Origin of the sequence: Halorubrum coriense DSM 10284 (genome assembly GCF_000337035.1) — an archaeon.
GTDB lineage: Archaea > Halobacteriota > Halobacteria > Halobacteriales > Haloferacaceae > Halorubrum > Halorubrum coriense.
The window spans coordinates 113,051-135,497 of record NZ_AOJL01000062.1; the positions used below are offsets into that span (position 1 = coordinate 113,051).

Annotated in this window: 20 protein-coding genes and 1 pseudogene; 5 read left to right on the plus strand and 16 right to left on the minus strand. The window is 56.5% G+C overall.

The window, feature by feature from the left end; genetic code table 11:
- Window position 1: 1 nt before the first annotated feature.
- The 13 genes from C464_RS16345 to C464_RS16400 all read right to left on the minus strand — a co-directional run bounded on the left by C464_RS16345 (window position 2) and on the right by C464_RS16400 (window position 13,914).
- A complete protein-coding gene (locus tag C464_RS16345) occupies window positions 2-706 on the minus strand; it encodes an ABC transporter ATP-binding protein (protein ID WP_006114895.1) in 705 nt (234 codons plus the stop codon).
- The gene (locus C464_RS16350) at window positions 703-1,539 is read right to left on the minus strand and encodes an ABC transporter ATP-binding protein (protein ID WP_006114896.1); all 837 of its coding nucleotides are present in this window, start codon (window positions 1,537-1,539) and stop codon (window positions 703-705) included. Before C464_RS16350 ends, C464_RS16345 begins: the two co-directional genes overlap by 4 nt.
- Window positions 1,532-2,791, minus strand: a complete 1,260-nt coding sequence (locus C464_RS16355) for a branched-chain amino acid ABC transporter permease (RefSeq protein ID WP_006114897.1) — start codon at window positions 2,789-2,791, stop codon at window positions 1,532-1,534. The genes C464_RS16350 and C464_RS16355 overlap by 8 nt, the downstream gene beginning before the upstream one ends.
- Complete coding sequence (locus C464_RS16360) at window positions 2,791-3,987, minus strand: branched-chain amino acid ABC transporter permease (RefSeq protein WP_006114898.1); 1,197 nt, start codon at window positions 3,985-3,987, stop codon at window positions 2,791-2,793. Before C464_RS16360 ends, C464_RS16355 begins: the two co-directional genes overlap by 1 nt.
- Before the next feature lie 51 nt (window positions 3,988-4,038).
- Window positions 4,039-5,190 carry an MFS transporter gene (locus C464_RS16365; RefSeq protein WP_006114899.1) on the minus strand — a complete coding sequence of 384 codons (1,152 nt, stop codon included), beginning with the start codon at window positions 5,188-5,190 and terminating at the stop codon, window positions 4,039-4,041.
- Window positions 5,187-6,926 (minus strand): hydantoinase B/oxoprolinase family protein, encoded by a 1,740-nt coding sequence (locus C464_RS16370; protein ID WP_006114900.1) that lies wholly within the window; start codon window positions 6,924-6,926, stop codon window positions 5,187-5,189. Before C464_RS16370 ends, C464_RS16365 begins: the two co-directional genes overlap by 4 nt.
- The gene (locus C464_RS16375) at window positions 6,923-8,974 is read right to left on the minus strand and encodes a hydantoinase/oxoprolinase family protein (RefSeq protein ID WP_049911331.1); all 2,052 of its coding nucleotides are present in this window, start codon (window positions 8,972-8,974) and stop codon (window positions 6,923-6,925) included. Before C464_RS16375 ends, C464_RS16370 begins: the two co-directional genes overlap by 4 nt.
- A gap of 114 nt (window positions 8,975-9,088) precedes the next feature.
- Window positions 9,089-10,165 carry an ABC transporter substrate-binding protein gene (locus C464_RS16380; protein ID WP_239640261.1) on the minus strand — a complete coding sequence of 359 codons (1,077 nt, stop codon included), beginning with the start codon at window positions 10,163-10,165 and terminating at the stop codon, window positions 9,089-9,091.
- 38 nt (window positions 10,166-10,203) lie between these two features.
- Window positions 10,204-10,344 carry a hypothetical protein gene (locus tag C464_RS19745; RefSeq protein ID WP_239640259.1) on the minus strand — a complete coding sequence of 47 codons (141 nt, stop codon included), beginning with the start codon at window positions 10,342-10,344 and terminating at the stop codon, window positions 10,204-10,206.
- A gap of 653 nt (window positions 10,345-10,997) precedes the next feature.
- Complete coding sequence (locus C464_RS16385; protein WP_006114903.1) at window positions 10,998-11,819, minus strand: IS5 family transposase; 822 nt, start codon at window positions 11,817-11,819, stop codon at window positions 10,998-11,000.
- Between the two features lie 268 nt (window positions 11,820-12,087).
- Window positions 12,088-12,267 (minus strand): hypothetical protein, encoded by a 180-nt coding sequence (locus C464_RS16390; protein WP_049911332.1) that lies wholly within the window; start codon window positions 12,265-12,267, stop codon window positions 12,088-12,090.
- 153 nt (window positions 12,268-12,420) lie between these two features.
- Entirely contained in the window at window positions 12,421-12,969 is a 549-nt protein-coding gene (locus tag C464_RS18740) for a GIY-YIG nuclease family protein (protein WP_152420990.1), read from the minus strand.
- Between the two features lie 654 nt (window positions 12,970-13,623).
- Window positions 13,624-13,914: a hypothetical protein gene (locus C464_RS16400; RefSeq protein ID WP_006114904.1), complete on the minus strand. Its 291-nt coding sequence runs from the start codon at window positions 13,912-13,914 to the stop codon at window positions 13,624-13,626.
- A 282-nt stretch (window positions 13,915-14,196) separates the two neighbouring features.
- On the opposite strand from C464_RS16400, the pseudogene C464_RS17910 reads away from it, so the two are divergent.
- Window positions 14,197-14,429, plus strand: a pseudogene (locus tag C464_RS17910) (AbrB/MazE/SpoVT family DNA-binding domain-containing protein).
- Window positions 14,430-14,447: 18 nt separating this feature from the next.
- Entirely contained in the window at window positions 14,448-14,882 is a 435-nt protein-coding gene (locus tag C464_RS16410; protein WP_006114906.1) for a PIN domain-containing protein, read from the plus strand.
- Between the two features lie 92 nt (window positions 14,883-14,974).
- Here the strand turns inward: C464_RS16410 and C464_RS18745 are convergent, their stop codons facing one another.
- Entirely contained in the window at window positions 14,975-15,472 is a 498-nt protein-coding gene (locus C464_RS18745) for a hypothetical protein (RefSeq protein ID WP_152420991.1), read from the minus strand.
- A 264-nt stretch (window positions 15,473-15,736) separates the two neighbouring features.
- Window positions 15,737-16,021, minus strand: coding sequence for an AbrB/MazE/SpoVT family DNA-binding domain-containing protein (locus C464_RS17915; protein ID WP_080510491.1), 285 nt, complete (start codon window positions 16,019-16,021; stop codon window positions 15,737-15,739).
- Between the two features lie 274 nt (window positions 16,022-16,295).
- Here C464_RS17915 and C464_RS16415 point away from each other — a divergent pair, with 274 nt between their 5' ends.
- The gene (locus C464_RS16415) at window positions 16,296-16,574 is read left to right on the plus strand and encodes an amphi-Trp domain-containing protein (RefSeq protein WP_006114908.1); all 279 of its coding nucleotides are present in this window, start codon (window positions 16,296-16,298) and stop codon (window positions 16,572-16,574) included.
- A 144-nt stretch (window positions 16,575-16,718) separates the two neighbouring features.
- Here the strand turns inward: C464_RS16415 and ppk2 are convergent, their stop codons facing one another.
- Window positions 16,719-17,609: a polyphosphate kinase 2 gene (ppk2, locus tag C464_RS16420; RefSeq protein WP_006114909.1), complete on the minus strand. Its 891-nt coding sequence runs from the start codon at window positions 17,607-17,609 to the stop codon at window positions 16,719-16,721.
- A 482-nt stretch (window positions 17,610-18,091) separates the two neighbouring features.
- Here ppk2 and ppk1 point away from each other — a divergent pair, with 482 nt between their 5' ends.
- Together ppk1 and C464_RS17920 are read left to right on the plus strand one after the other, a co-directional pair.
- The gene (ppk1, locus tag C464_RS16425) at window positions 18,092-20,479 is read left to right on the plus strand and encodes a polyphosphate kinase 1 (RefSeq protein WP_006114910.1); all 2,388 of its coding nucleotides are present in this window, start codon (window positions 18,092-18,094) and stop codon (window positions 20,477-20,479) included.
- 1,272 nt (window positions 20,480-21,751) lie between these two features.
- Window positions 21,752-22,159 (plus strand): hypothetical protein, encoded by a 408-nt coding sequence (locus tag C464_RS17920; protein ID WP_080510492.1) that lies wholly within the window; start codon window positions 21,752-21,754, stop codon window positions 22,157-22,159.
- Window positions 22,160-22,447: the final 288 nt, after the last annotated feature.

Below are 22,447 nucleotides of genomic sequence, written 5' to 3' on the forward strand. Positions count from 1 at the left end.
GTTACCCGCCGAGGAATCGTTCGCGGACCTCTTGATCCTGTAGTAACTCGTCACCTGGCCCCTCGTAGGCGTTTTCGCCGTTGACGAGGACGTACCCTCGGTCGCAACGACGTAGTGCCTTCTTTGCGTTCTGCTCGACCATCAGAACGGCTGTTCCTGACTCATTGATTTCGTCGATCCGGTCGAACATGTCTTCGACGAGCTCAGGTGCGAGTCCCGCGGACGGCTCGTCCAGTAACAGGACGTCCGGGTCAACCATCAACGCCGATCCCATCGCCAGCATCTGCTGTTGGCCGCCGCTCATGGTCCCGGCGCGTTGCCGCTGGCGTTCTTTCAGAATCGGGAATCTATCTAGAATCTCTTCCAGTCGGTCTTCGGGGACTTCCGGTAGACTGAACGCACCCATGAGAAGGTTTTCTCGAACTGTCATCGATGGAAACAGGTTGTTACTCTGTGGCACGTAACTCACTCCTCGCTCGATGACTGCGTTCGTGTCCATCCCCTCGATTGACTCCCCATTGAGCGTGATCGACCCGTCCATGTACGTCGTCAATCCGAGAACAGACTTCATCGCCGTAGACTTCCCCGCACCGTTCGGCCCGACGATCGTCACGTATTCACCGTTGTCAACGGTCATGTCGACGCTCGATAGGATCTGAAGATCTCCGTACCCCGCATCTAACCCTTCGACTTCAAGCACAGTCATACGTTATCACCACCGAGGTACGCCTCGATCACACGCTCGTCTGACTGGACTTCTTCTGGAGGACCCGTCGTTAGCACCGCGCCTTGGTGCATGACTACGACGCGTTCGCAGTTGTCCATGATGAGATCGATGTCGTGTTCGATAAGAAGAAACGAATAGCCGTCCTCAACGAGGTCTTCGATCCGACTGAGAATCTTCTGTTCGAGTGTTGGGTTCACCCCGGCCAACGGCTCATCCAACAACACGATATCGGGGTCCGTAAGCAGCGCACGGGCGATTTCGAGAAGTTTTCGCTGGCCCCCCGAAAGGCTGCCAGCGGGTTCATTGAGTAAGTGATCGAGCTCGAAGAACGCTGCTATTTCGCGTGCGCGGTCTCGGATCGTCTGCTCTTCTTCAACGAACTGCTCTCCGCGGACCCACGAAGCCAAGAGACGTTCACCGTGTTGGTTCATCGGAGCCAGAAGCAGGTTCTCAAACACGGTCATATCGGCGAGCTCGCGTGGGATTTGGAACGTCCGAACCATGCCTTGCTGGGCGATAGTCGGCGGCTCCTTGCCAGTGATATCCGTCTCGTAGAGTGAAATTTGCCCATCATCCGGCTTATGGAACCCGGTCAGGCAGTTGAACAGAGTCGTTTTCCCAGCACCATTCGGGCCGATGAGTCCGGTGATACCGGGATCGACGGTCAGATCGACGCCGTCAAGGGCAGTGATACCGCCGAACTGTTTCGTGACCCCTTGGATTCGAAGAATCGGGTCGCCGCAGCCTCCGGTTGCTCGACTGTTCGTTTCCGTTGCGTCGGGCTTTGAACTCGGTGTGTCCTGTTCAGACATCGTCGGTCCCTCCGGAGGTGTTCCGCGACGGCAGTGGTATGTCGTAGTCCTGTTCGCCGAGGAGCCCCTCGGGCCGGTAGTACAGAATGAGTATCAACACGAGGCCGATCAGCATGAGACGGGCTGCTGCGAGTTGAATGGAGTACTGAGACGGAACATCGATGAACCGGGTCCCGTTGCGGATTCCCCAGAAGAATGCGGTGCCGAGGATTACGCCCTTGTTGTTGGCGGTTCCCCCGACGATGACGGCTGTGAAGGCGTAGAACGTGATCGTCGCGGCGAACTGGTCGGGAGCAATGAATCCGATATTGATCGCCCACAACGCCCCAGCAGCCCCTGCGAGTGCCGACCCGAGCATCAGCGCTTGTAATTTGTACTGGAATGTCTCTTTCCCGAGCGCTCGCGGGACATCCTCGTCTTCACGGATCGACCGCAGGATCCTGCCGTACGGACTGTTGATCGTTCGCTCGGTGAGCCAATACCCGCCGCCGAGCGCCGCGACTGATACCAGTAGAATGAATCGGTCGTAGTCTATCCCGCCGTTGGGGCCCGCCGTTGGGTCGAATAGCCAGAGCGTATTCCGGGTGAGTTCGACCATCCCGCCGCTCAGCGTTGGGAGAACGAAGTACCAGACGGCGATGAGCGGGACTAAGACGCCGAGGATAAGTTTTCCGCGGCGACCCTGGCGTTGGAATACTCTCACGAGCCAGTACCCGGTGAACGCGAACACGGCTATCGACAAGGCTCCGAAGACAACCATGTTCAACGTGAAGCTGCCTACACTAACCGGAAAGACATCTCGGAGTGGTGAGTGAACCGTGTTAATGCCGAACGGCCCGTTGAATAGCCATTCTTCGTCATTCACCACAGTCGTGAGGATAGTGGCGATTCCGAGCGCTGTGATAGCGAGGTAGTCTTCGCGGAGGCGTAGCGTCGGGATCCCCACTGCGAGAGAGACTATGGCAGCGGCGATCATTCCGCCAAGGACACCGAGTATCCAGCCGAAGAGACTCCCGAGCGGGCCGAGCGCACTGAATATGGCTGGGAGTGCGAATCCACCGATGCCGCTGTACCCAGCGGCACCGGCGGGCATTGTCAGGACCACGGTCACGTACGCGCCAATCATGAAGTACGCGACGTGGCCGAAGTCGATGAGGCCGGTAAATCCGAATTTGAGGTTCAGTCCGATGCCGAACAGGCTGTAAATCGAAATGAACGTCAGGAGCGAGATGATGAAGTCAGCGACTGCCATTAGACATCACCCCAGATACCTTCGGGTTTGACAAGCAGTACGCCGATTAGGATGACGAATGCGATCGCTACCCTGTACGTCGACGAGCCGGGTATCAGGTAGACGCCGACGTCCATGCTCAGCCCGATGATCATCGCGCCCGCCACGGCTCCGTACGGGGAGGAGATCCCGCCGAGAATCACGGCTGCGAAAATGGGCAGCAACAACGCAAACCCCATGTTTGGCGTGAGGTTCGTTGCGAACCACCCGGTGAGGATCCCGGCGAGCGCGGCGAGCATCGCGGCGACGACCCACACAATAAGCTGAACCCTGTCAGCGTTCACGCCGCGGACCTGCGCGAGATCCATGTTGTCTGCGGTGGCGCGCATCGCACGCCCGAGTTTGGTCGTTTTCAAGATCACGTTCAGGATGAACATCGCCGCGATGACCACCGCGAGTATCGTGATGTGCTTGACATTCAGTCCGATCTGCGTGCCGAGAATGTAGTCGGTCCCCTGCGGGTCGAGCCGGGCGAACACGCCGAGGAGGAGGACGGTAGCGATGCTCCCGGCGGCACCCATGATTTTCGGCGGAATGAGGTGAACCGTAGTGAAATCTTCTTCTTCGCGGTAGAACGCGAAGATCGCGTACCCGACCGCGACGGCGGCGAGAAGTCCGGCGACGATGAGCCACCACGGGTACCCCCACTCCCCGGTTGTGACGAGTTCACCGGCTTGTCGTTGGGTCGAGGTGACGGTGAGTCCGCTTTGCGTAACGAGGAAATCGAAGTTCGTGGTGATTACGCGCTGCGTTTGGTACTGGATGTTCTTTGAGCCGACGAGGAACAGCACAGCGTTCCGTAACACGAGGGCGAGGCCCAGCGACACAATCACCATCGTGATCAGGTCCGCGTCTTTCTCGCGGAATTTCCGGAAGATTGCGAGTTCGTACACCGCGCCGAGGACGCCAGCTAGTACGACACCGATGACTGCCGCAAGTACGAACGGTGCGGATCCGAAGTTCGGAAGGAACGGGATCTCACCGGGGTTGTTGAAGACGAGCGCCATGTACGCGCCGATCGTGATCATATCCCCGTGTGCGAAGTTTGGGACCTCCGCGATGTCGTAGATGAGTGAGAGTCCAAGCGCTCCACCGGCGATTATCGCACCAGTAATTACTCCTTGGACTGTCGCATCTAAGAGTCCGGCACTAACCATGGAGCGCACCTCCGCGGGCGGGACGACTCCGGTGTGACGGCGAGTGTGGTGTCATTGGCGTATTCGTGTGATGAGGACCGCTGCTCCGATTGCGAGTGCGTTCAGTCCGACCAGTAGTATAAATGCGCCCTCGTAGCCCCCGGTTGCGTCCCGGATCGAGCCGGTGATGACCGGTAACACGAGCGCGACGAGGTTGCCGACCGCGATGACCATCGCTAACGCGCTGCCTTTCGTCGCGGTCGCGTCCGCAGCGACGTTGTATATCGCGCCGAACGGGAGTGACACCGCTAGCATGACTAGCAGTGGCAGCCCGACGCGAAGCGGACCCGCGGGCGCTGCGGCGAGTGTGCCGAGCCCGAGCACGGCAACCGTCGATGCGCCAGCGATGATCTTCGGGTCTGTCACCGGAAAGCCGACGACGGCGCTGCCGCCAGCTGCCCGGCCGATGGTTGCGACTCCGAGAACAAGCGCGTTCAACGGACCGAGGATCCCGATGTCCTCGAAGTACGAGGTGATGAATGCCGAAAGCGTCAGGTACGACCCGATGGCGGCGACGTAGCAGAGTGACGCGAGCACGACCACCGGGTTCGTCAGTACCGATTCGCCGGCGGCGTCGGATGCCGATTCCGACGAGATTGTCAGTCGTTCGGCACGATTGCGGTACAAGATCCCGACGGCTGGAATCGCAATGAGCGTGCCGAGCGCGTGAATACCGATCCCGTTCGTCGCAGTCACCAGTCGCGGCGTGATTAAGAATCCGAACGCCCCGCCGAGCGTCAGCATCCCGCCGTACACGCCTTGCTGCCGGCTCGCGGCGTCCCCACTGTAGAGGCGAGCGATGTGGGTGGCACCGACACTGAGAACTAGTCCGGCGGCGATCCCCCACAGGAACCGCAGCCCGAGTACTGTGGGAAATGTTGGGGCGAAGTCCACAGTCGCTGCGAGCCCCGCTTGGACGATCGTCGCAGTGATCAGTAACCTGGTCGTTGTCGTTCGCTCCACGAGTCTGCTCGCCGGCCACTGTACCAAAACGAACGGCAGCAGCGTCGCCGAGAGCATGAGCCCGAACGACGCGTAGCTGATGTCGTACTGGTTCAGATAGAAGTCCGGGACACCAGCATACCCGAACATCACGTACCCCATGCTCACGACAGCGAGGTGAGGCGCGATCCGCAGGCCAAGCGGGGAGTCGACGCGGCTCATTCATCGGATTGCCCACCGTCGTTCCCGGAGTCGATGTCCGATCCAATTATCTTGTCAATCACCGCGTCACCGTATGCGGCTCGTGCTTGTTCGATCGAGAGTTTCTCCGTCCGCAGGTCTCGTTCGATGGCAGTCTTCGACCGGGCGGCTGGATCGCCGTATCCACCGGCTCCGGGCGTTCGAATACTCACCGTAGTTCCAGGGCCCAGTGTGTGCGTGGACTTCTGCGGCAGCCGCTCAGTGTCGCCGTCAGAATCGATGCGCACCGCGCTGCCGGATTCACCATCAGCACCGCCCAGCAACCCGTACGGACGATGGGTTTGCCGGTCCGCGAGAAGGCTGAACGTCGCTGTATGGTCCCGGATCGTGATATCACGACGCAGTCCAAGCCCGCCACGGAACTCTCCCGCACCGCCCGAATCCTCACGAAGCTCGTACTTCGAAACGCGGAGCGGGTACGCGGTTTCGAGTACCTCGGCGGGCGTGTTCATCGTGTTCGACATGTGGACGTGGACGCCATCTAACCCGTCTTTCCCGGCGCGTCCACCGAACCCACCGCCTTGGGTCTCGTAGAACGCATACGGTTCATCCGACCGAGGATCTTCCCCGCCGAACGTGACATTATTCATCGTGCCTTGCGACCCGGCAACGACCTTATCCGGGGCCACTTCGGCAAACGCACCCAACACGACGTCTGTCACGCGCTGCGAGGTCTCAAGATTCCCACCGACGACTGCCGCTGGCGGGTCCGGGTTCACGATGCTCTTCTCAGGGGCATCAATCGTAATTGGCCGATAACACCCGTGATTCGGCGGGATATTCGGGTCTGTCACACAGCGAACTGCGTAGTACGTCGCGGACGCCGTCACGGCGAACACCGCGTTGACCGGACCGGCAGTCTGATCCGCAGTCCCGGTGAAATCGACGTGGATCTCGTCGCCGTCGATTACCAACGTGACCTCGATCGGTAAATCAACGTTCCCAGCACCGTCATCATCGAGCACGTCCTTGAACGAGTACTCCCCATCAGGGAGCGACGCAATCTCCGACCGCATACGGCGTTCAGAGTAGTTTTTGATCTCTTCCAACGCGACTCCAAGCTTGTCAGCCCCGTACCGGTCTGCGAGCTCGCTGAACCGTCGCCGGCCAGTTTCGTTCGCAGCTTCCTGCGCCCTGAGGTCGCCGCGACGCTCGTCCGGCGTCCGGACATTCGAGAGAATCATCTCGAAGACAGCGTCGTTCGGCTCTCCTTTCTCAAACAATTTTACCGGCGGGATCCTAAGCCCCTCCTGATAGATCTCGGTTGAATCAGCGGACACGCTCCCAGCGTGTGACCCGCCGACGTCCGCGTGGTGCGCGCGGTTCGCGGTGAACGCAATAATCTCGCCGTCATGATACACCGGCGTGACAAGCGTGAGATCCGGGAGATGCGCCCCGCCGTAAAACGGATCATTGAGCAGTACCGCATCACCGGGATCCAAGGACTCACGCGGGAACCGGTCGATTGCGGCCCGAACTGAGAACGGCATCGACCCGAGGTGTACAGGCATGTTCTCTGCCTGCGCGATCATTTCCGCGTCCGCATCGAACAGAGCACACGAACAATCCCGCCGCTCTTTGATGTTCGGGGAGTACCCCGTTCGAATCAGGTTCGCGTTCATTTCTTCGCAGACCGCCGCGGCCGCGTTCCTGGTCACCTCAAGCGTTACTGAATCGATGCTTAGAGACTCGCTCATGATTGAACCTCCACGATGAGACTGCCGTACTCGTCTACCTCGACGGACTGTTCCGGGCGAACGACGACGGTGCTCTCTGCGCCTTCCACAATCGCTGGCCCGGTGAACTGGCCAGCGGCCGGTAGCTGCTCCCGCTGGTACACGCGCGTGTCACGAACTTCGCCGTCGAAGTGAACCGGCCGCTCGTCGACGATAGCATCCGCAACGTCCCCTGTGTTTGAATCGTGCCGGAGATTCGGCGTTTCGACGACGCCGCGAGCACGCGTCCGAAGCGTAACTAACTCGATTGGTTCGTCGTCGTACGCGTGCCCGTAGCGTTGCTGGTGTTTTCTATGGAATCGGTCTCGAATCTCAGTCTTCGTCTGTGAATCGATCGGCCCGTCAGGGACCGGGACAGACAGTTCGAAGGCCTGCCCGGCGTACCGCAGGTCAACTGACCGCTCGAACTGTATCTGTGCCTCCGACAGGTTCTCGTTCGCTAACTGCTCGCGGCCCTGAGTGACGAACTCGTCGAAAGTTGCTTGAAGATCGCTTGGATCGACGCTCTCCCAGTTTCGAACACGCGAAGTGCTGTAGTCGTACAGGATGTCACTGATCAGCAACCCGAGTGCTGAGAGAACACCTGCCGTCCGCGGAATGAGCACCCTCGGAATATCGAGTTCAGCGGCGAGTGTCGTCGCGTGAAGCGGCCCAGCCCCGCCGAACGCGACGAGCCCGAACTCCCGCGGATCGTATCCGCGTTCGACAGACACCACACGCAACGCCCGTTCCATACTCGCGTTTGCGACATCAAGCACACCCTGCGCGGCATCCTCAACGGACTTGTCGAGCGGGTCGGCGATCTCACGCTTGAAGATCTCGTCGACGCGATCGACGTCAACCGACAGCTCATCGGAGAGGAACGCGTCGGGGTTCAACCGTCCTAACAGAAGTTGCGCGTCCGTGATCGTCGGGTCGGTGCCGCCACGACCGTAACAAATCGGGCCGGGTTCAGCGCCCGCAGACCGCGGCCCGACACGCAGAGCGTCACCGTCGTCGATCCACGCGATCGACCCGCCGCCAGCACCGACAGTGTGAATATCGATCATCGGCACGTTGACCGGGTACTCGCCGACTTCCACGTCGGTGGCAACCATTGGGTCGCCGTCTTCGACGAGCGAAACGTCACACGACGTCCCGCCCATATCCATCGTGATGAGATTCTCGATGCCCGCGAGCCCGGCCACGTAACTCGCTCCCTGTACGCCAGCCGCCGGGCCCGAAAGCAGCGTGTTGACCGGGCGTGTCCGCGCGACATCAGCGGTGATTATCCCACCGTTCGACTGTATGATCTCAAGATCCGGGCGGACCCCGAGGTCACTGATCTCGGCTTCGAGATTCCCGAGATACCGGTCCATCACCGGCTTCAGCGCTGCGTTAAGTGCCGTCGTCAGCGTCCGCTCGTACTCCCGAATCTCAGGCAGCACATCACTCGACAGCGAGAACGACGCATCAACGCCCTCCGCTTCCAGTATCTCTTTGACACGACGCTCGTGCGAGTTGTTCTCATACGAGAAGAGGAGGCTAACCGCAACGCTTGAAACGTCGGACTCCACGAGTTGCACTGCGACCTTACGAACAGCTGCTTCATCGAGCGGCGTCGTAACATCGCCCCGCTCGTCTAACCGTTCCGGGATCTCATACCGGAGGTTTCGCGGAACAACGGTCGCTGGTTTCTCCGTCTGGAAATCGTAAATGTCGGGCCGCGCCTGCCGCCCGATTTCAAGCACATCACGAAATCCACCGGTCGTGACTAACGCGGTGTCCGCCCAGTCTTCCTCCAGAACAGCGTTCGTAGCGACCGTCGTCCCGTGCGCGAAGAAATCAACAGCATCGAATCGAACCCCGGTTTTCTCACGCGTTTTTTCAAGTCCTTCTGTTACCCCATCTTCCGGTGCTTCAGGCGTTGAGGATGTCTTCGTAACATCAAGCGTTCCGTCCGAAACCGTGACGAGATCGGTGAAGGTACCTCCGATATCCACACCGACACGGATATCGCTGCTAGTCATTGATCCCTCCACTGCGGAGAGGCCGATACACCCGTTGAGTGAAGCTGCTTGTCATGGATACGTCGTTGATAGAGTAGTAATATCCCGTAGCGCGGCTACGGGACTCAACACCGGTTAGACCAAGTCACTGGCCGGGATCGTTTCTTGATCCACGAACTCGCCGTCTTCAACCAGAACGATCGCCATGTCACTGGCGACGTCACCGTTCTCGTCGTAATTCACCTCGCCGCTCGGCCCCGAGTAATCGATCGTCGTCCCGTCATCGATCAGGTCGAATCCATCACCGACCTCCGCGTAACTCACAGCTTCACCATCAGGATTCGAGACCGGACGCATGCTTTCTTTCACCGTATTTGGATCGGTCGTCCCGGCGTGATGGACCGCGAGCGCGTAGGAGACGAGCGCGTCGTACGAGTTCCACGAGTACGGCGAGAACAGGTCGGCGTCCGGGTACGCGTCGGCGTAATCCTCTTCGAAGCTCCCCGTCGCGTCACCGGTCGGCGGGAGTGTCCGCACGCCGTACATCCCGTTGAGGATATCTGCGCCGACGTTGTTGAGGAAGTCCTGCGAGAGGAGGCTCGTGTGGAGCACCCAGTTCCCACCATACCCCTCCTCGTTCCACTGATTGAGGATCGTCGTCCCGCTTTCCGGATACCCGGCGTACGCAATGAACTCCGGATCGTCGGCGTAGAGTTCAGACAACGCCTGCTGGTACGAGGACTGCCCGGATTCGTACCCGACCGTAGTCGTCGTCGTCCCGCTAAACGTTTCCTCGAATGTGTCCGCGAGCGCGGCCCCGAAGTCGTTGTTAATGTACAGCACCGCTGCAGAATCAGCGCCTTCGTCTTCAATTATCTGCGCCATGACCTGCGCGACGAACCGGTCGTTCGTCCGCGTCCGAAACACGAAGTCGTTATCGTCCAACGTGCTGATCGTCGGTGACGACGACGCGGAGGTGATGTGGAGAATCTCGTTCGGAATACTCACCGACTGCGCGATACTGATCGTCACACCGCTCGAAACCGCCCCGATCAGTCCCGACACATTCTGCGTGTTCACCAAAGAATTCGCCGCGTTGACTCCCGCCGTCGAATTCGTCTCAGAATCTTCATCAAACAGTTCGATCTCTCTGCCGAGCGGCCCACCAGCAGCGTTGATATCCTCTTGCGCCATCTGTAGGCCGTTCAACATTGGTTGCCCGAAGTCACTCAAATCACCACTGAACGGGATCACAACACCGACTCCAATCGGGTCACCGCCGCCTGACCCGCCATCATCGCCGCCGTCACCATCATCACCATCACCACCATCACCACCGTCGCCCCCATCAGAAGAACCGTCTCCACCGTCATCAGAAGAACCGTCTCCACCGTCGCCTTGGAGTTCTTCTTGACTACTACACCCCGCCAAAACTCCGACGCCGGCTGCTCCGCTCAGACGAACGAACCGCCGCCGTTTGAGCCGGTCCACGAACGTGTCATCATCTGACATGGCTACAGGACCCATGTGTATCTCAATATAAATATGTGGTTGTTAGGCACTCACACGAAATACGCCAGGCGATGTCACCATATGAACCAGTATGAATGTTACTCGCTGACCGGCCTGCCAACGGGTCCGAGCTTGTCACCTTGTTAGCGCGTGTGCGGTTTGTTCTCACCGCAGAGAGCCTTGACATCGATGATCCGAGTTTAGAAATCTATCTGAAGGCTCTGTTGAAATCCTATTCTTCAGACAGATTTTCGCCTGAAACAGCCGGTCGATGAGAGCTGCTTATTCTTCACTTGAATTGTCTCTATTGATGAATAGAATAACACCAATAGTGAGAAGAAAGAGACCCAGCAGAAGGTGGAACCAACCATCCGGAAAGTACCCAGATACATCGAGAAACACATCTACAAAAAGCAGCCCACTGACCGTAGTGAGGGCTATCACTTCGATGTTATCCGTAATACGCTGATCCACAACTATTTATTCAATTGATAGCCCGGTAGATCATAAGCCTACCTGTTGTATTGACCGTTTAGAGTGATCGGTCTACATTATGAATGAGACAGGCGATGGTGAGTTCACGGAACTGCTTCCACCAGCGTCGTGACCGGACAAACGCACCGTACTTCCGCTTGAGTGTTGAGTTGACAGTCTCAGACTGGCTCCGCTGGCCGTAGAGGTCAGTATCTAAGCGCGCGTTCCATGCCTTGTGGAGCGATGTGAACTCACGATGCTTGATCAGTGGGCGAGCCTCGCGTTGCCGGGCTAGTCGCCTGATTTTCTGGTCGTCGTAGCCCTTGTCACCGAGTAGAACGTCAATACTCTCGGGATTGCGCTTGATCAACGACGGAGCAATCTGGCTATCGTGTTTTCGTGTCGTCGTCACGTGGAGATCGAGGATTGCGTTCACTTTCGTATCGACCAGCAGCGTCACTTTGAGCTGCTGAATCGTGAGTTCAGTTCGTTTCGTGTAATGTTTTGAGGCGTGACTGCGGTCGAATCCTGACGCATCAACCCCAACAACGCCGCTCGTCGGAAGTAGCGTCGCTGAGAGAGTCAATAGAACACGCCACACAGCCATATCAAGCCGATTGAACGCCTTACAGAGCGTTGAGGGCGTAGGAAGTTCAGTTAGCCCGAGAACACAACGGATGCGTGGCATCTCGATCAGCTCGTCAAGCAGGCCACGATAGGTCGTGTTCTTCCGAACTTTGTGACACAGCAGAACGATGTGCTGAGGAAGTGTATAGCGGTGTTTAGAGAATTTTGAAGAGTATCGAGAGACAGCTCGACGCGCCAGATAGATCGCTTTCTCAGTAAACCGGAGAATCTGCGACTTCGGGAGGGCATTCATCTCGTCGAATTACAAGCCGGAAATGTAACTCACTGAGGATTTCAACAGAGCCAGCAATTCCTAATCCTGTTTCTCTGCGGGTAGACCAGTTGCCGATACGCGTGCTGTATTCAGCACGCCTCTCTGGAAATCGACAAAATCTGGCAGGATCTGTAGCGGTGCGTCCGCACACTTCAGCGCCCGGATGTTTCAGACAATAATGTGTCTGAAGAATAGGATTTCAACAGAGCCGATCAGACCAAATCGCTCAATACAGGCCACGGGTCTACTACTCGGTGACTTCCAAGACGAGCGCACTAGCGAAGATTGTCGCACCGAGGACGGCACCGGCCACTGTGACGGAACTTCGGTACCCCACGGCGCTCGCACCCACAGCAAGCGCGATCAGCCAGAAGCCGATCTGGATTGCGATCACACGGCTTGAGTGATCGACGATCTCGGAGGGCATCGCTGGTAATTATGTAAGAAGGTAGGAATTTACTTTGTTCTTTTAAGATGAGGTCGCCCGGAGTAACCGTTGTCACCACTGTCGGTCAAGCCGCAGTACTCAGCAACCAGTCGTTTCAGACGGCGATGTGTCTGATGAATACAGATTCCCGAATCAGCCCGGTTGGGATACGTAGACACCGTCATGTGTCTCCTCGCGAAGAATCTCAGCCGTGAGCTCCTCGGCACGGTACGCATCTGACTCTCTGTTGAACCACTGGATCGAGAGTAGCCGTGTCGGCGGAAACATCTGGGTGAAGTTCGCCCCGTCTCCCCTGCCGAGAGCATGTTTCCAGAGACGACTGGGAACCGCTGTTGACACACCAACGTAGAGCAGGCGCTTGTTGCTCTGTGCTTCATCTATCCAAGAAACATTGTTCTGAAGCCGAAGCTCTTCACGAACAACTTTCTGGGAGACTGTTTTCCACTGACACTCGAGGACATAGACGGCGTTAGTTCTGTCCGTCGATCCATCTGAGAACCCCTTGACCAGTTTTGCGACTCGTTTTCGCGTAACGTCATGACAGAGGCAGCTGTCCGAGCAGTCACTACTGGGTTGATCTTGGAGGGCAGTGTTGACTCGTTCGGGGACGATATCGTGGACACGCCGAGCAAGCTCCTTATCGCTCCGGTACCGGGGCTTGGACTTGCTGTGTCCGAACATACTGGAGATGTCCTGTCACACTACAAAAAGGTTAGTCGATATGTGGCCTAACGGCTTTGTTGAAATCCTCTTCTTTAGACGGGGTCCTTACTGAAACAACTGGTCACTGAAGGGTACTTACTGATACGTCCGTTCGAATACAGATTGTGTGACAAATATGACGACGACGATGATTAGAAACCTCGACGACACCCCAAGATTCGTTAATTCCCGCAGGGAAACAAGAGCAGCGAGGGCAACCACAGCAGAGACGGCTAATTTCTGATTCTCGTGGGAGATCATATCGCAAATCAAGACGGTTGAAGCAAGTAGCTACCGGAGAATGGTATCCCTAGGTCACGCATGGCGATACCGAGTGTAGATACACTTATCTTGTGATAGAGATTACACGAACCAATGGTAAGTATGGGCAAAGCGCTAAGCGATCTGTACGATCCGGATGCCCGAGCAATGACTATCGTTGCCCTTGGGTCGGCGTTCGTGCTGATGCTTTTCATCGCCAACCCGGATCGCTCAAACCCGGTGTATCTGGCTGGGCTTTTGACGACAGGATTGGTGCTAGTAGTAGCAGTCGGAATCCTCGTGTCCTTGCGAGAACGCTAGCAGCTTCTGAAAAGTAGCGTCAATAAAACTGGTCAGACTTTCATGACCAGGTTAGCCATCGGCCGCAGGCTGTATGTCTTCATCCCAATACAGGTAGTGGACGGCCAGCGCGGGCAGCCCGGTCACGACGGCCAAACCAAGGACGCCCGGGTGAAACTCCGGCATGAAATATTCGGAGAACTGTCCGGGCTTGAACATTTTCGGGTCAACTAGAGAAGTGCCGACAAGCCACGCCCAAAAGCAGGCCGCCAGCACGGATGTGAGCGCGGAGGCTACTTGTACGGCGATCAGTAGGGACTCAAAGAGTCGCTTAATCTGTCCGGCTTCCAACCAGAACTTCACCGTATATCCCTCTGATCGATCGTCACACGTGTCTGTCAGTAGCAATCTGTATTAAATCTTGACAGGCTAGGAGTCGTAGCGTTCAAACAAGCTGATTCGGCTCTGTTGGCTCTGTCGAAATTCTATTCTTCATATAGGTTCTTGTCTGAAACAGAGACAATATGCTGTAGATGAGTGATATATAACTATTGGAGATTCTTCAACTTCTCCCAACTGATCTTATGTGACTCAATAGTGTGGCGACACACTAAGATTTTCACGGCCGGTCACACACGGGAAGGTATGAGTAGCGACAGAATCGATGCCGAAAACAAAGTGTCTGGGAATCAAGCAAACATCCTGCCCGAATACGGCATGAACTCGATATTGACGACGGTGATCACCTCCGCTGGCATCTCGAAGATGACGAGAGTATCCAGGTACAAGTCATCCAACAGCAGACGGGCACATTCACCAATTTCGACGGCTACGTTGGTGAGGAGGCAACCGATGTGACCAGCGATCACGACGCTTAGGGCGTCGACGTCGAGTAAATGCTCCGCGCACTCATTGATACATCGGTCCTGTTTACAGCCGCGTACAAGCGAGATAATTCACACGACACCGCGCTCCCGGTGCTCCACGGCATCGATAATGGAACGCTCTCGGAAGCAGCCGTCCTTGACTACACTCTCGCCGAGACGTTTAACGGTCTCACGACCCGCGCCGGACACGACGCAGCCGTCGGTCTCCCCGATCGCATCGAAGAAACCGCCTGCTCCCACATGAACTCACTCACCATCGATGCCTTCGCGACAGGGAAATCTCTCTTTCGCCAACACAAACCCCTCTCCGTCGTCGATGCCTGTATTATCGCGTATATACAAACGGAAGGGCTCGGCTGCTTGTATGCATTTGATGATGATTTTGACGCTGTTGAGGATGTGTATCGGTTGGATACAGCTACGAATCAATACGATCCGAGCTGACGCTAGCAGGCGCTACGATTGGCGGCGCTGTTTGGTCTCGGAATGGTCGCACTTCGCAATGGGTGAGCATGTGACTCCAGAACACCGCTGTTTCAGGTACTATTCTTCCTGTCTGAATGTCTGGAACGCTCGAACGCGTTTCGAAGAATGCTCTTATCTAACTCATTTTCTTCAATACCATTGTTAGTTGCGAGAAATGTGATTTCTTCGTCATTCAGAAAACCAACAATGAGTGGGTATAGTTCCTGTTTATCCCTTTCTGTGTCCTGAATCTCATCCGGCACTTCGATCATATCGTACGATACCTCACCGCTATCGACTTTTTCTGGGTCTAGGCCGATCCATGTAGCAATCGCTTGGTTGTCATCACTAGCGTAGCGGCGTATGACTTGGTAGAGGTCAAATGGATCCTCCGAACGTATACCGCGCTGAACAATAGATTCAGTCTCTTTGTATCCTCGTTCGCGTATTCTTTGATCGATATCTGCGAATTTTGTGGTATTACAGGCACTCTCCAGGAACATATCCCGTTTCTGTCCAACCACCTGCTCCCGCGAATTTTCACGACTCTTTTCGTTATCTTCACTCATTTTCTATTATTATGTCATTACGTATTGTATTTAGTTATTTGCCAATAATCTTCGAACAGTTTGTAATTGCTGAGTGAGTTCCCGGTTTCGCTGTCGACCTGCTCTTGCTTCATACATGGTCAGAAGGTGAACGCCAGACCCAACGAGGGTACATGACGGGCAACGACGCCGATAGAGAGGATCTACGCCCCGACAGCCACCACTACGTCAACCGCAACACAGAGTGGCACTACGTCGACATCGAACAGATACAGGCCAGTAGCCTCAGTTATTACAGGGATTGTCTGCGCCTCGTCGAATGGCATCGCTATGCTTTCGAGCGATTGGACCCACTTCTTCAGTAATCGGGTTTGTTTCGCTTTCCTTTGAAGATGTGTTCTCAATGAGTTGTTCCATCCGCTCAATCACTTCGTCGGGGGTGGGTTTAGGCCGAACAATCGCCTTCCCGTCTTCTTCGTGGATCTCAACTTCTGTACCCGGAGTGATGTTGAGACCTTCGCGCACCTCCTGTGGGAGAACGATTCGTCCCCTAGAATCGACCTTAGCCATATTCACACATTGGTCGAGAGATAGTATAGTTACTTTGTTGATTTCCTCAGCGATTGATGAGTTTTGACTGCTCTCTACAAGCAAGTGACGGAGACAGCCAATATCTCAAATAGCTGCCAGAAACCGGCTGCTGAATATAGAGGAGTGTATTCAGCAACCTATCGTCATCGTTCCTGTGTGTTGGCGATAGTACTGCTATTAGATGGGTGCGACAACCGTATCACGGGTTGTCCAGATACGCACAGTCAATATCCTGTCTACCGTAGGTAGTGGCATGCCCGAAGAGACACTGTTCGAATTCGAGCGGGACATGGACACAAGTGAAGTCGCACAGTACCTTCGAACGGTCGCAGACCACATGGAGTCCGGTGACGAATTCACGCTTGAATCCGGTACCGAGTCGGTGACGCTCACCCCACCGGGACGCGTTGAGTTCGAGGTCGAGGTCGAACGCGAAACGTCGAAGTCCGAGGGTTCAGCGGAGATAGAACTCGAGTTCGAGTTGGAGTGGGACGAAGACGGAACTGGTACTGGAGACCTCAACATCGAGTGAGGAATCTCTGACAAGCCGAAATCGGTACGATATCGAACACGTGGTACAGCGCATCGAAAACGAAGAGATGATCTGAGTCTGAGCAAACCCCGCCCGAATCGGACGAAGGTACACAGCGGCAACCGCACGGCAAGAGCGGGGCGATCAGGATTGTTCGACGTCGGTCGTCGGTGGGTTCGACCCATACAGCGCAGGCACCCAGTTCTGGCCGTCAATCGCCGGGCGCTCGTAGTTGGGATCCTGCTGTCGGTCCGGTAACTCGGTCGGTCCAGGCATGATGTCCTTGTAGTCGATCTGTGAGAGGAGGTGACTGATACAGTTGAGTCGGGCGTGTTTCTTGACGTCGGCGTTGATCACGTGCCACGGCGAATTACTTGTATCCGTGTAGGTGAACATCGCGTCCTTCGCTCGCGAGTACTCGACCCATCGCTCCTGGGCTTCGAGGTCGATCGGGCTGAGCTTCCAGCGCCGTTTCGGGTCGTCGCTGCGCTGCTGGAAGCGTCGTTCCTGTTCCTCGTCGCTAACCGAGAACCAGTACTTGACGAGGATAATCCCTGAGCGCATAAGCATCCGCTCGAACTCGGGGGCTGACCGGAGGAAATCCTGGTACTCCTCGTCAGTACAGAAGTCCATCACGCGCTCGACGGTCGCGCGGTTGTACCAGCTCCGGTCGAACAGGACCATCTCACCGGCCGCCGGGAGGTGTTCGACGTACCGCTGGAAGTACCACTGACTCTGTTCGCGTTCGGTGGGTTTACCGAGCGCGACAACTTTTACTACCCGTGAACTCGTCCGGCGAGTAATTCGGTGGATCGTTCCACCTTTGCCGGCCGCATCCCGACCGTCGAAGAGGACGACGACCCGGAGCCCCTGCTCTTTGACCCACATCTGGAGTCTGACGAGCTCTTCCTGGAGGCGCTCGAGTTCCCGCTTGTAGTGTTTCTTCTTGATTTTGCCGCTGCTCTTGTACAGGTCCCCTTCGTCGACGGTGGTCAATACAGACTCCTCGGCCGGTAACACCGGATGTTCGGTCATTAGAACTTTCGCTCCTCGCCTCGGCCACTGGTCATCGAAATGTACATTCGTAACTATCGACGATGAGAGTACTTAGCTCTCGCCCCCACGAAACGGCTAGCCACTTCCCCGAGCGCGCGGAGAGAGTATCAACTTTCTAATACTTCGGTCCGGCGTAAACGCCGACCCGCCGGCGAAATATTCGTCCCGAGGTACGGCCCCACCTCCCGGGAACCAGGGGAACGATACTGACCCGATGACAGAGACGCATTTTCCACGTAGTAGAATCGGAACAGACCGTCAAGTTCCTGCCGGAGCTGGAGTGCCGCATGGCGAAAGATATGCAGCGGTCCGGCTCTGCGTGCGCAGACCCCCGCTCCCTGCGAGTTCTCATTCGGGGGGGTCGTCTCTCACCACGAAAGTGACTGCTTCCCAGTCGGGAGCAGAAAACACTACCAGTGTAGGTGTGGTACTTGGAAACAATGAACGAGCCAAAGGAGAACATGAGCGAACCGGATCTGACGAATCCACAGTATTATCTCAATCGGGAGCTTTCGGAACTCGCCTATCAGGAGCGTGTTCTCAGTGAGGGGACGGACGAGCGCAACCCACCACTCGAGCGCCTCCGGTTTCTCGCGTTCTTCACCAAGAACACCGACGAGTTCTTCATGAAACGCGTAGGCGGGCTCAAACAACAGATCACTGCCGGCGTTACCGTGACGACATCCGACGGCCGCACGCCCCGCGAGCAGTTACACGACATCATCGACGCCGCACGACCGCTCTTCCATCGCCAAGACACCTACTGGCAGACCGAACTCAAACCAGAACTCGCGGACGTCGGTATCGCGATCCGTGAGTACGCCGACCTGAGCGGAGCACAGCGCGACCAACTACGGACGTACTTCGAGCAGTCCGTTCTTCCCACCCTCACGCCGCTCGCCTTCGACCCCGCCCACCCATTTCCGTTCATCTCGAACCTCTCCCTCTCGCTCGCCGTCCTCTCGACGAAGGCGGGCGAGGGCACGACATTCACGCGGATCAAGATTCCGTCGAATCAGCCGCGTCTCGTCGACGTTCCGGACACCTCCGAACAGTACGTCCTGATCGAGGATCTCATTGAGGCCAACATCGACATGCTCCTCCCCGGTCTCGACATCCTCGACATCTCGAAGTTCAGGGTGACGCGGAACGCCGAGGTGCGGCGCAACGAAGAGGTCGCCGAAGACCTCGTCGACATCATCGAGGACGTCCTCGAGCAGCGGCGGTTCGCGACAGTCGTCCGCATCGAAGTCGACGCCGATATGCCCGATGAATCAGTCGCGATTCTAACGGAGCATCTTGACGTCGACGACCGCGAGGTCTTCCATCGAGAGGGGCCGATCGACTACGAGGATTTCTTTGCTCTCCTCGAGTTGGAGCGACCGGACCTCAAACTCCAATCGTGGACGCCACAGACACACCCGCGGCTACTGCCGAAAGCTGGCGACACCCGAAACGAGACGACGATTTTCGACGAAATCCGCGAGGACGACATCCTCGTCCATCACCCCTATCACGCCTTCGAGACCACGGTACAGCGGTTCCTCGACGCGGCCGCGAATGACCCGAACGTACTCGCGGTGAAGGCTGCGATCTATCGGACGGCGAGCGACTCGAAGGTGATTCAGAGCCTCATCGACGCTGCGGACAACGGTAAACAGGTGGCCGTGATGGTCGAACTCAAGGCTCGCTTCGACGAGAAGAACAACCTCGAATGGGTGCGCCGCCTCGAAGAGGAGGGCATTCACGTCGCCTACGGAACCGTCGGGCTGAAGACGCACACGAAGACGGCACTCGTCGTCCGTCAAGAGGCAGATGGAGTCCAACTCTACTCACACGTTGGCACCGGCAACTATCACTCCGAGACTGCCAAAGGATACTCCGATCTGGGGTTGCTGACCGCTGATCGCGACGTCGGTCAAGACCTCACGAAGGTCTTCAACTTCTTCACCGGGCCGACCCTCGATGACCGCTTCCGGAAGCTCCTCATCGCACCGGTGACGATGCGTGAGCGCTTCACGGAGATGGTTCGTCGCGAAGTCGAGCACGCTCGTGCTGGCCGACGCGCGCGAATCGTCGTGAAGGTGAACGGCCTCGAGGACCCGACGATGGTCGAAGAGCTCTATCGGGCCTCGACGGCCGGCGTCGAAATAGACCTCATCGTCCGCGACATCTGCCGGCTCCGTCCCGGCCTTGAGGCGGTCAGCGAGAACATCACCGTACACTCGATTGTCGGACGATTCCTCGAGCACGCCCGGATCTTCTACTTCGAGAACGCCGGCGACCCCGGCTGGTACATCGGCTCCGCGGACTGGATGATGCGCAACCTCGACCACCGCGTCGAGGCCGTCAGCCCCGTCGAGGAAACGCGACTGCGTGAGCAACTCCGCTTCATCCTGGAGGCCTCGCTCACCGACAACCGCCGCCGGTGGGTGATGCAGAGCGACGGGAGCTACGAGCGTGTCACACCGGACGACGAGCCAGTACGGGACATCCAAGAGATGCTGATGGCGGCTACGGAGGCCGCCCTCGAACGCGGCTACGGACCGGGTATGGACGTCGACACGGACCTGATCGAAGAGAGTCTTCTCGTCGAGGCCGCCTCCGACGGGGGTGTCGACGGTGGCCGTGACTCCTCAGCCACCATCGACGACTCCGATGGCGACGAAGAGGGCCGCTCGGACGGCGGGACTGTGTCGTTTTTCGACAGATACGCTGAGCACTGGTATCATCCCGACAGCGAGACGTACGAATGGGCGGTTCGAACGGGGGACGGCGACCGTCGGTACTTCAAGACGCGTGACGGGGCCCGCACCCGGCTTCGTGCTGAGTACGAGACGTCCTCGTAGCCGAAGAGTACTCCCGCCGTTGAGTTCTCTGACCTCGACATTGGTTAGTCATCGATACGCGCTCTGTATTCAGCAAGACTGCTGGAACATATCACCGGTTGTGGATTTTAATAGAGCCAATTCTAGAGAATGTCCTAGCCGAGACATTTACCGAAAACTGGTTCAGAAAGACGGGTTATACGTCCTTGACGGCCTCCTCTAGGCGCTCGACCCGCTCTTGGAGCCGGCCGAACTCGGTGCCCTCGGCTCGAAGGTCCTCAACTGGCCGGAGCTCGTCGAGCGCGGCGTTGACGCGACTGTCGTCGGCGTCGGCGGCTTCAGGGACACCGGTGATTGCCTCGTCTTAACCAACAATATGTCCACCAGCATAGCTTTGTTGGTTAAGACTTCAGACGACCCCTCCTTACCTACAGTCAATCCGGCTTCAACCTCAAGAAAGCGAGCGGTCGGACAAAACTGTACACAGTCTCGGAGGTTGTGTTTGATGCGTGACTTCTATTCGACACCTTTTTTCTGAATAAATAGGGTCGATATCTACGAATTTTGCCCCCTTCTCGAGTCAGAGCGACGAAGACGGTATCGACGTATCGCTCCGTGTATTCCATAGCCGATTGTCACAATCATCGGAACAACTACAACATCGGTGAGAAACGCCTCTATTCCATAAAAGTGCCAAACAATAAGAGGAAGTCCAAGGATGACAATCGGAGTTACGACTATTCGTGTTAGAATTGGGTCGACCGGAGTCAATCGGGGTGTAATTTCATGAATAGACACATCAAGGTCCATCTGCTCAAGTTGTGACTTGACTTCGCTGATCTGTGCTGAGGCAATCGGTGTATCCGGTGGATGAGGGAATATCTTCTCAAAGTATTGTAGTTTTATCAGAGCAACGTTAGAAAATCGGATAATTAAGACGTGATCAACATTATCAATATCAACTGGTGAATAGTGATCATCATCATATGATTTCGATCGTACCAACGTTCGATTCTCTGTATCGATCCGTAATTGAGAATTCACAAACTGATGATTCAACCACAAGAGCCACAAAGCAATACCAAACGGTAGCCCAGCAGTTAGCGAGACAAATACCTTGTGAACGGGAGACAGAAGGAGAAAAACGAGCGGAAGCCCAATAATAAGACCAAACCAGAACCAATTATTTTCAGGAAGTGATATATTCTAACCGGGATATGGTCAGTACAGAGAACTCACGTACCGCTCAATCGCGGCCACAAACGTTTCGTACGGTCGAAATCAAAGATGCGTATGGCCACCGCCGAGCGGGAATTTGACTCGTGGCTGTCAGCGACACTCGATTTTCTCTTTTCTGCTTTCGGACTTGTCCTCGTCTGGTATCCGATGGTCTCGCTCGGTAATGCGGTTCTCGGGTTCCCGGTTTCAGCTTCGACGAGAAACCTGCTTGTTGGTGTGTTAGCATTCGGCGGCTCGTACCCTGTCGTTGCGGGTGACTGGTCACTTGGACGGTTGGGTGAGTACGTTTTCGTCCTACTCGCGTCTGTACTCGCGTGGGGATTTGTCGGGACGGTAGCTGTCCTTGCGTGGGAGGCGTCTTTTTCGGGTAGTAATCCCGCACCGCAAGCGGCGGTTTGGGCCGCCGCCTATCTGACTGCCTATTTTGTCGTTTACAGAACCCAGTGGTCGATTTTTCGCTAACACCAATCAGACACTTCCAACAACCGAGCCGGGAACGGGTGAGACGCAGCCTTCAGCGACCGGACTTTTCATTCCAATTTATGTCTGAATAATAGGATTTCAACAGAGCCCTTTTTTAACATCTATTGCCGTCTGACCTATCTTGTCGCTAAGGAGGGCTTTTGTTGAGAAAATGGCCGACAATGGGCCATACCACGGCAAACCGAGCCGAAGATCCTCCTCGCACTAGAGCGCGAGGCTTTCTCCTCAATTTCCATATTGTGGGCTATAGTATTCTATGTTGACAAC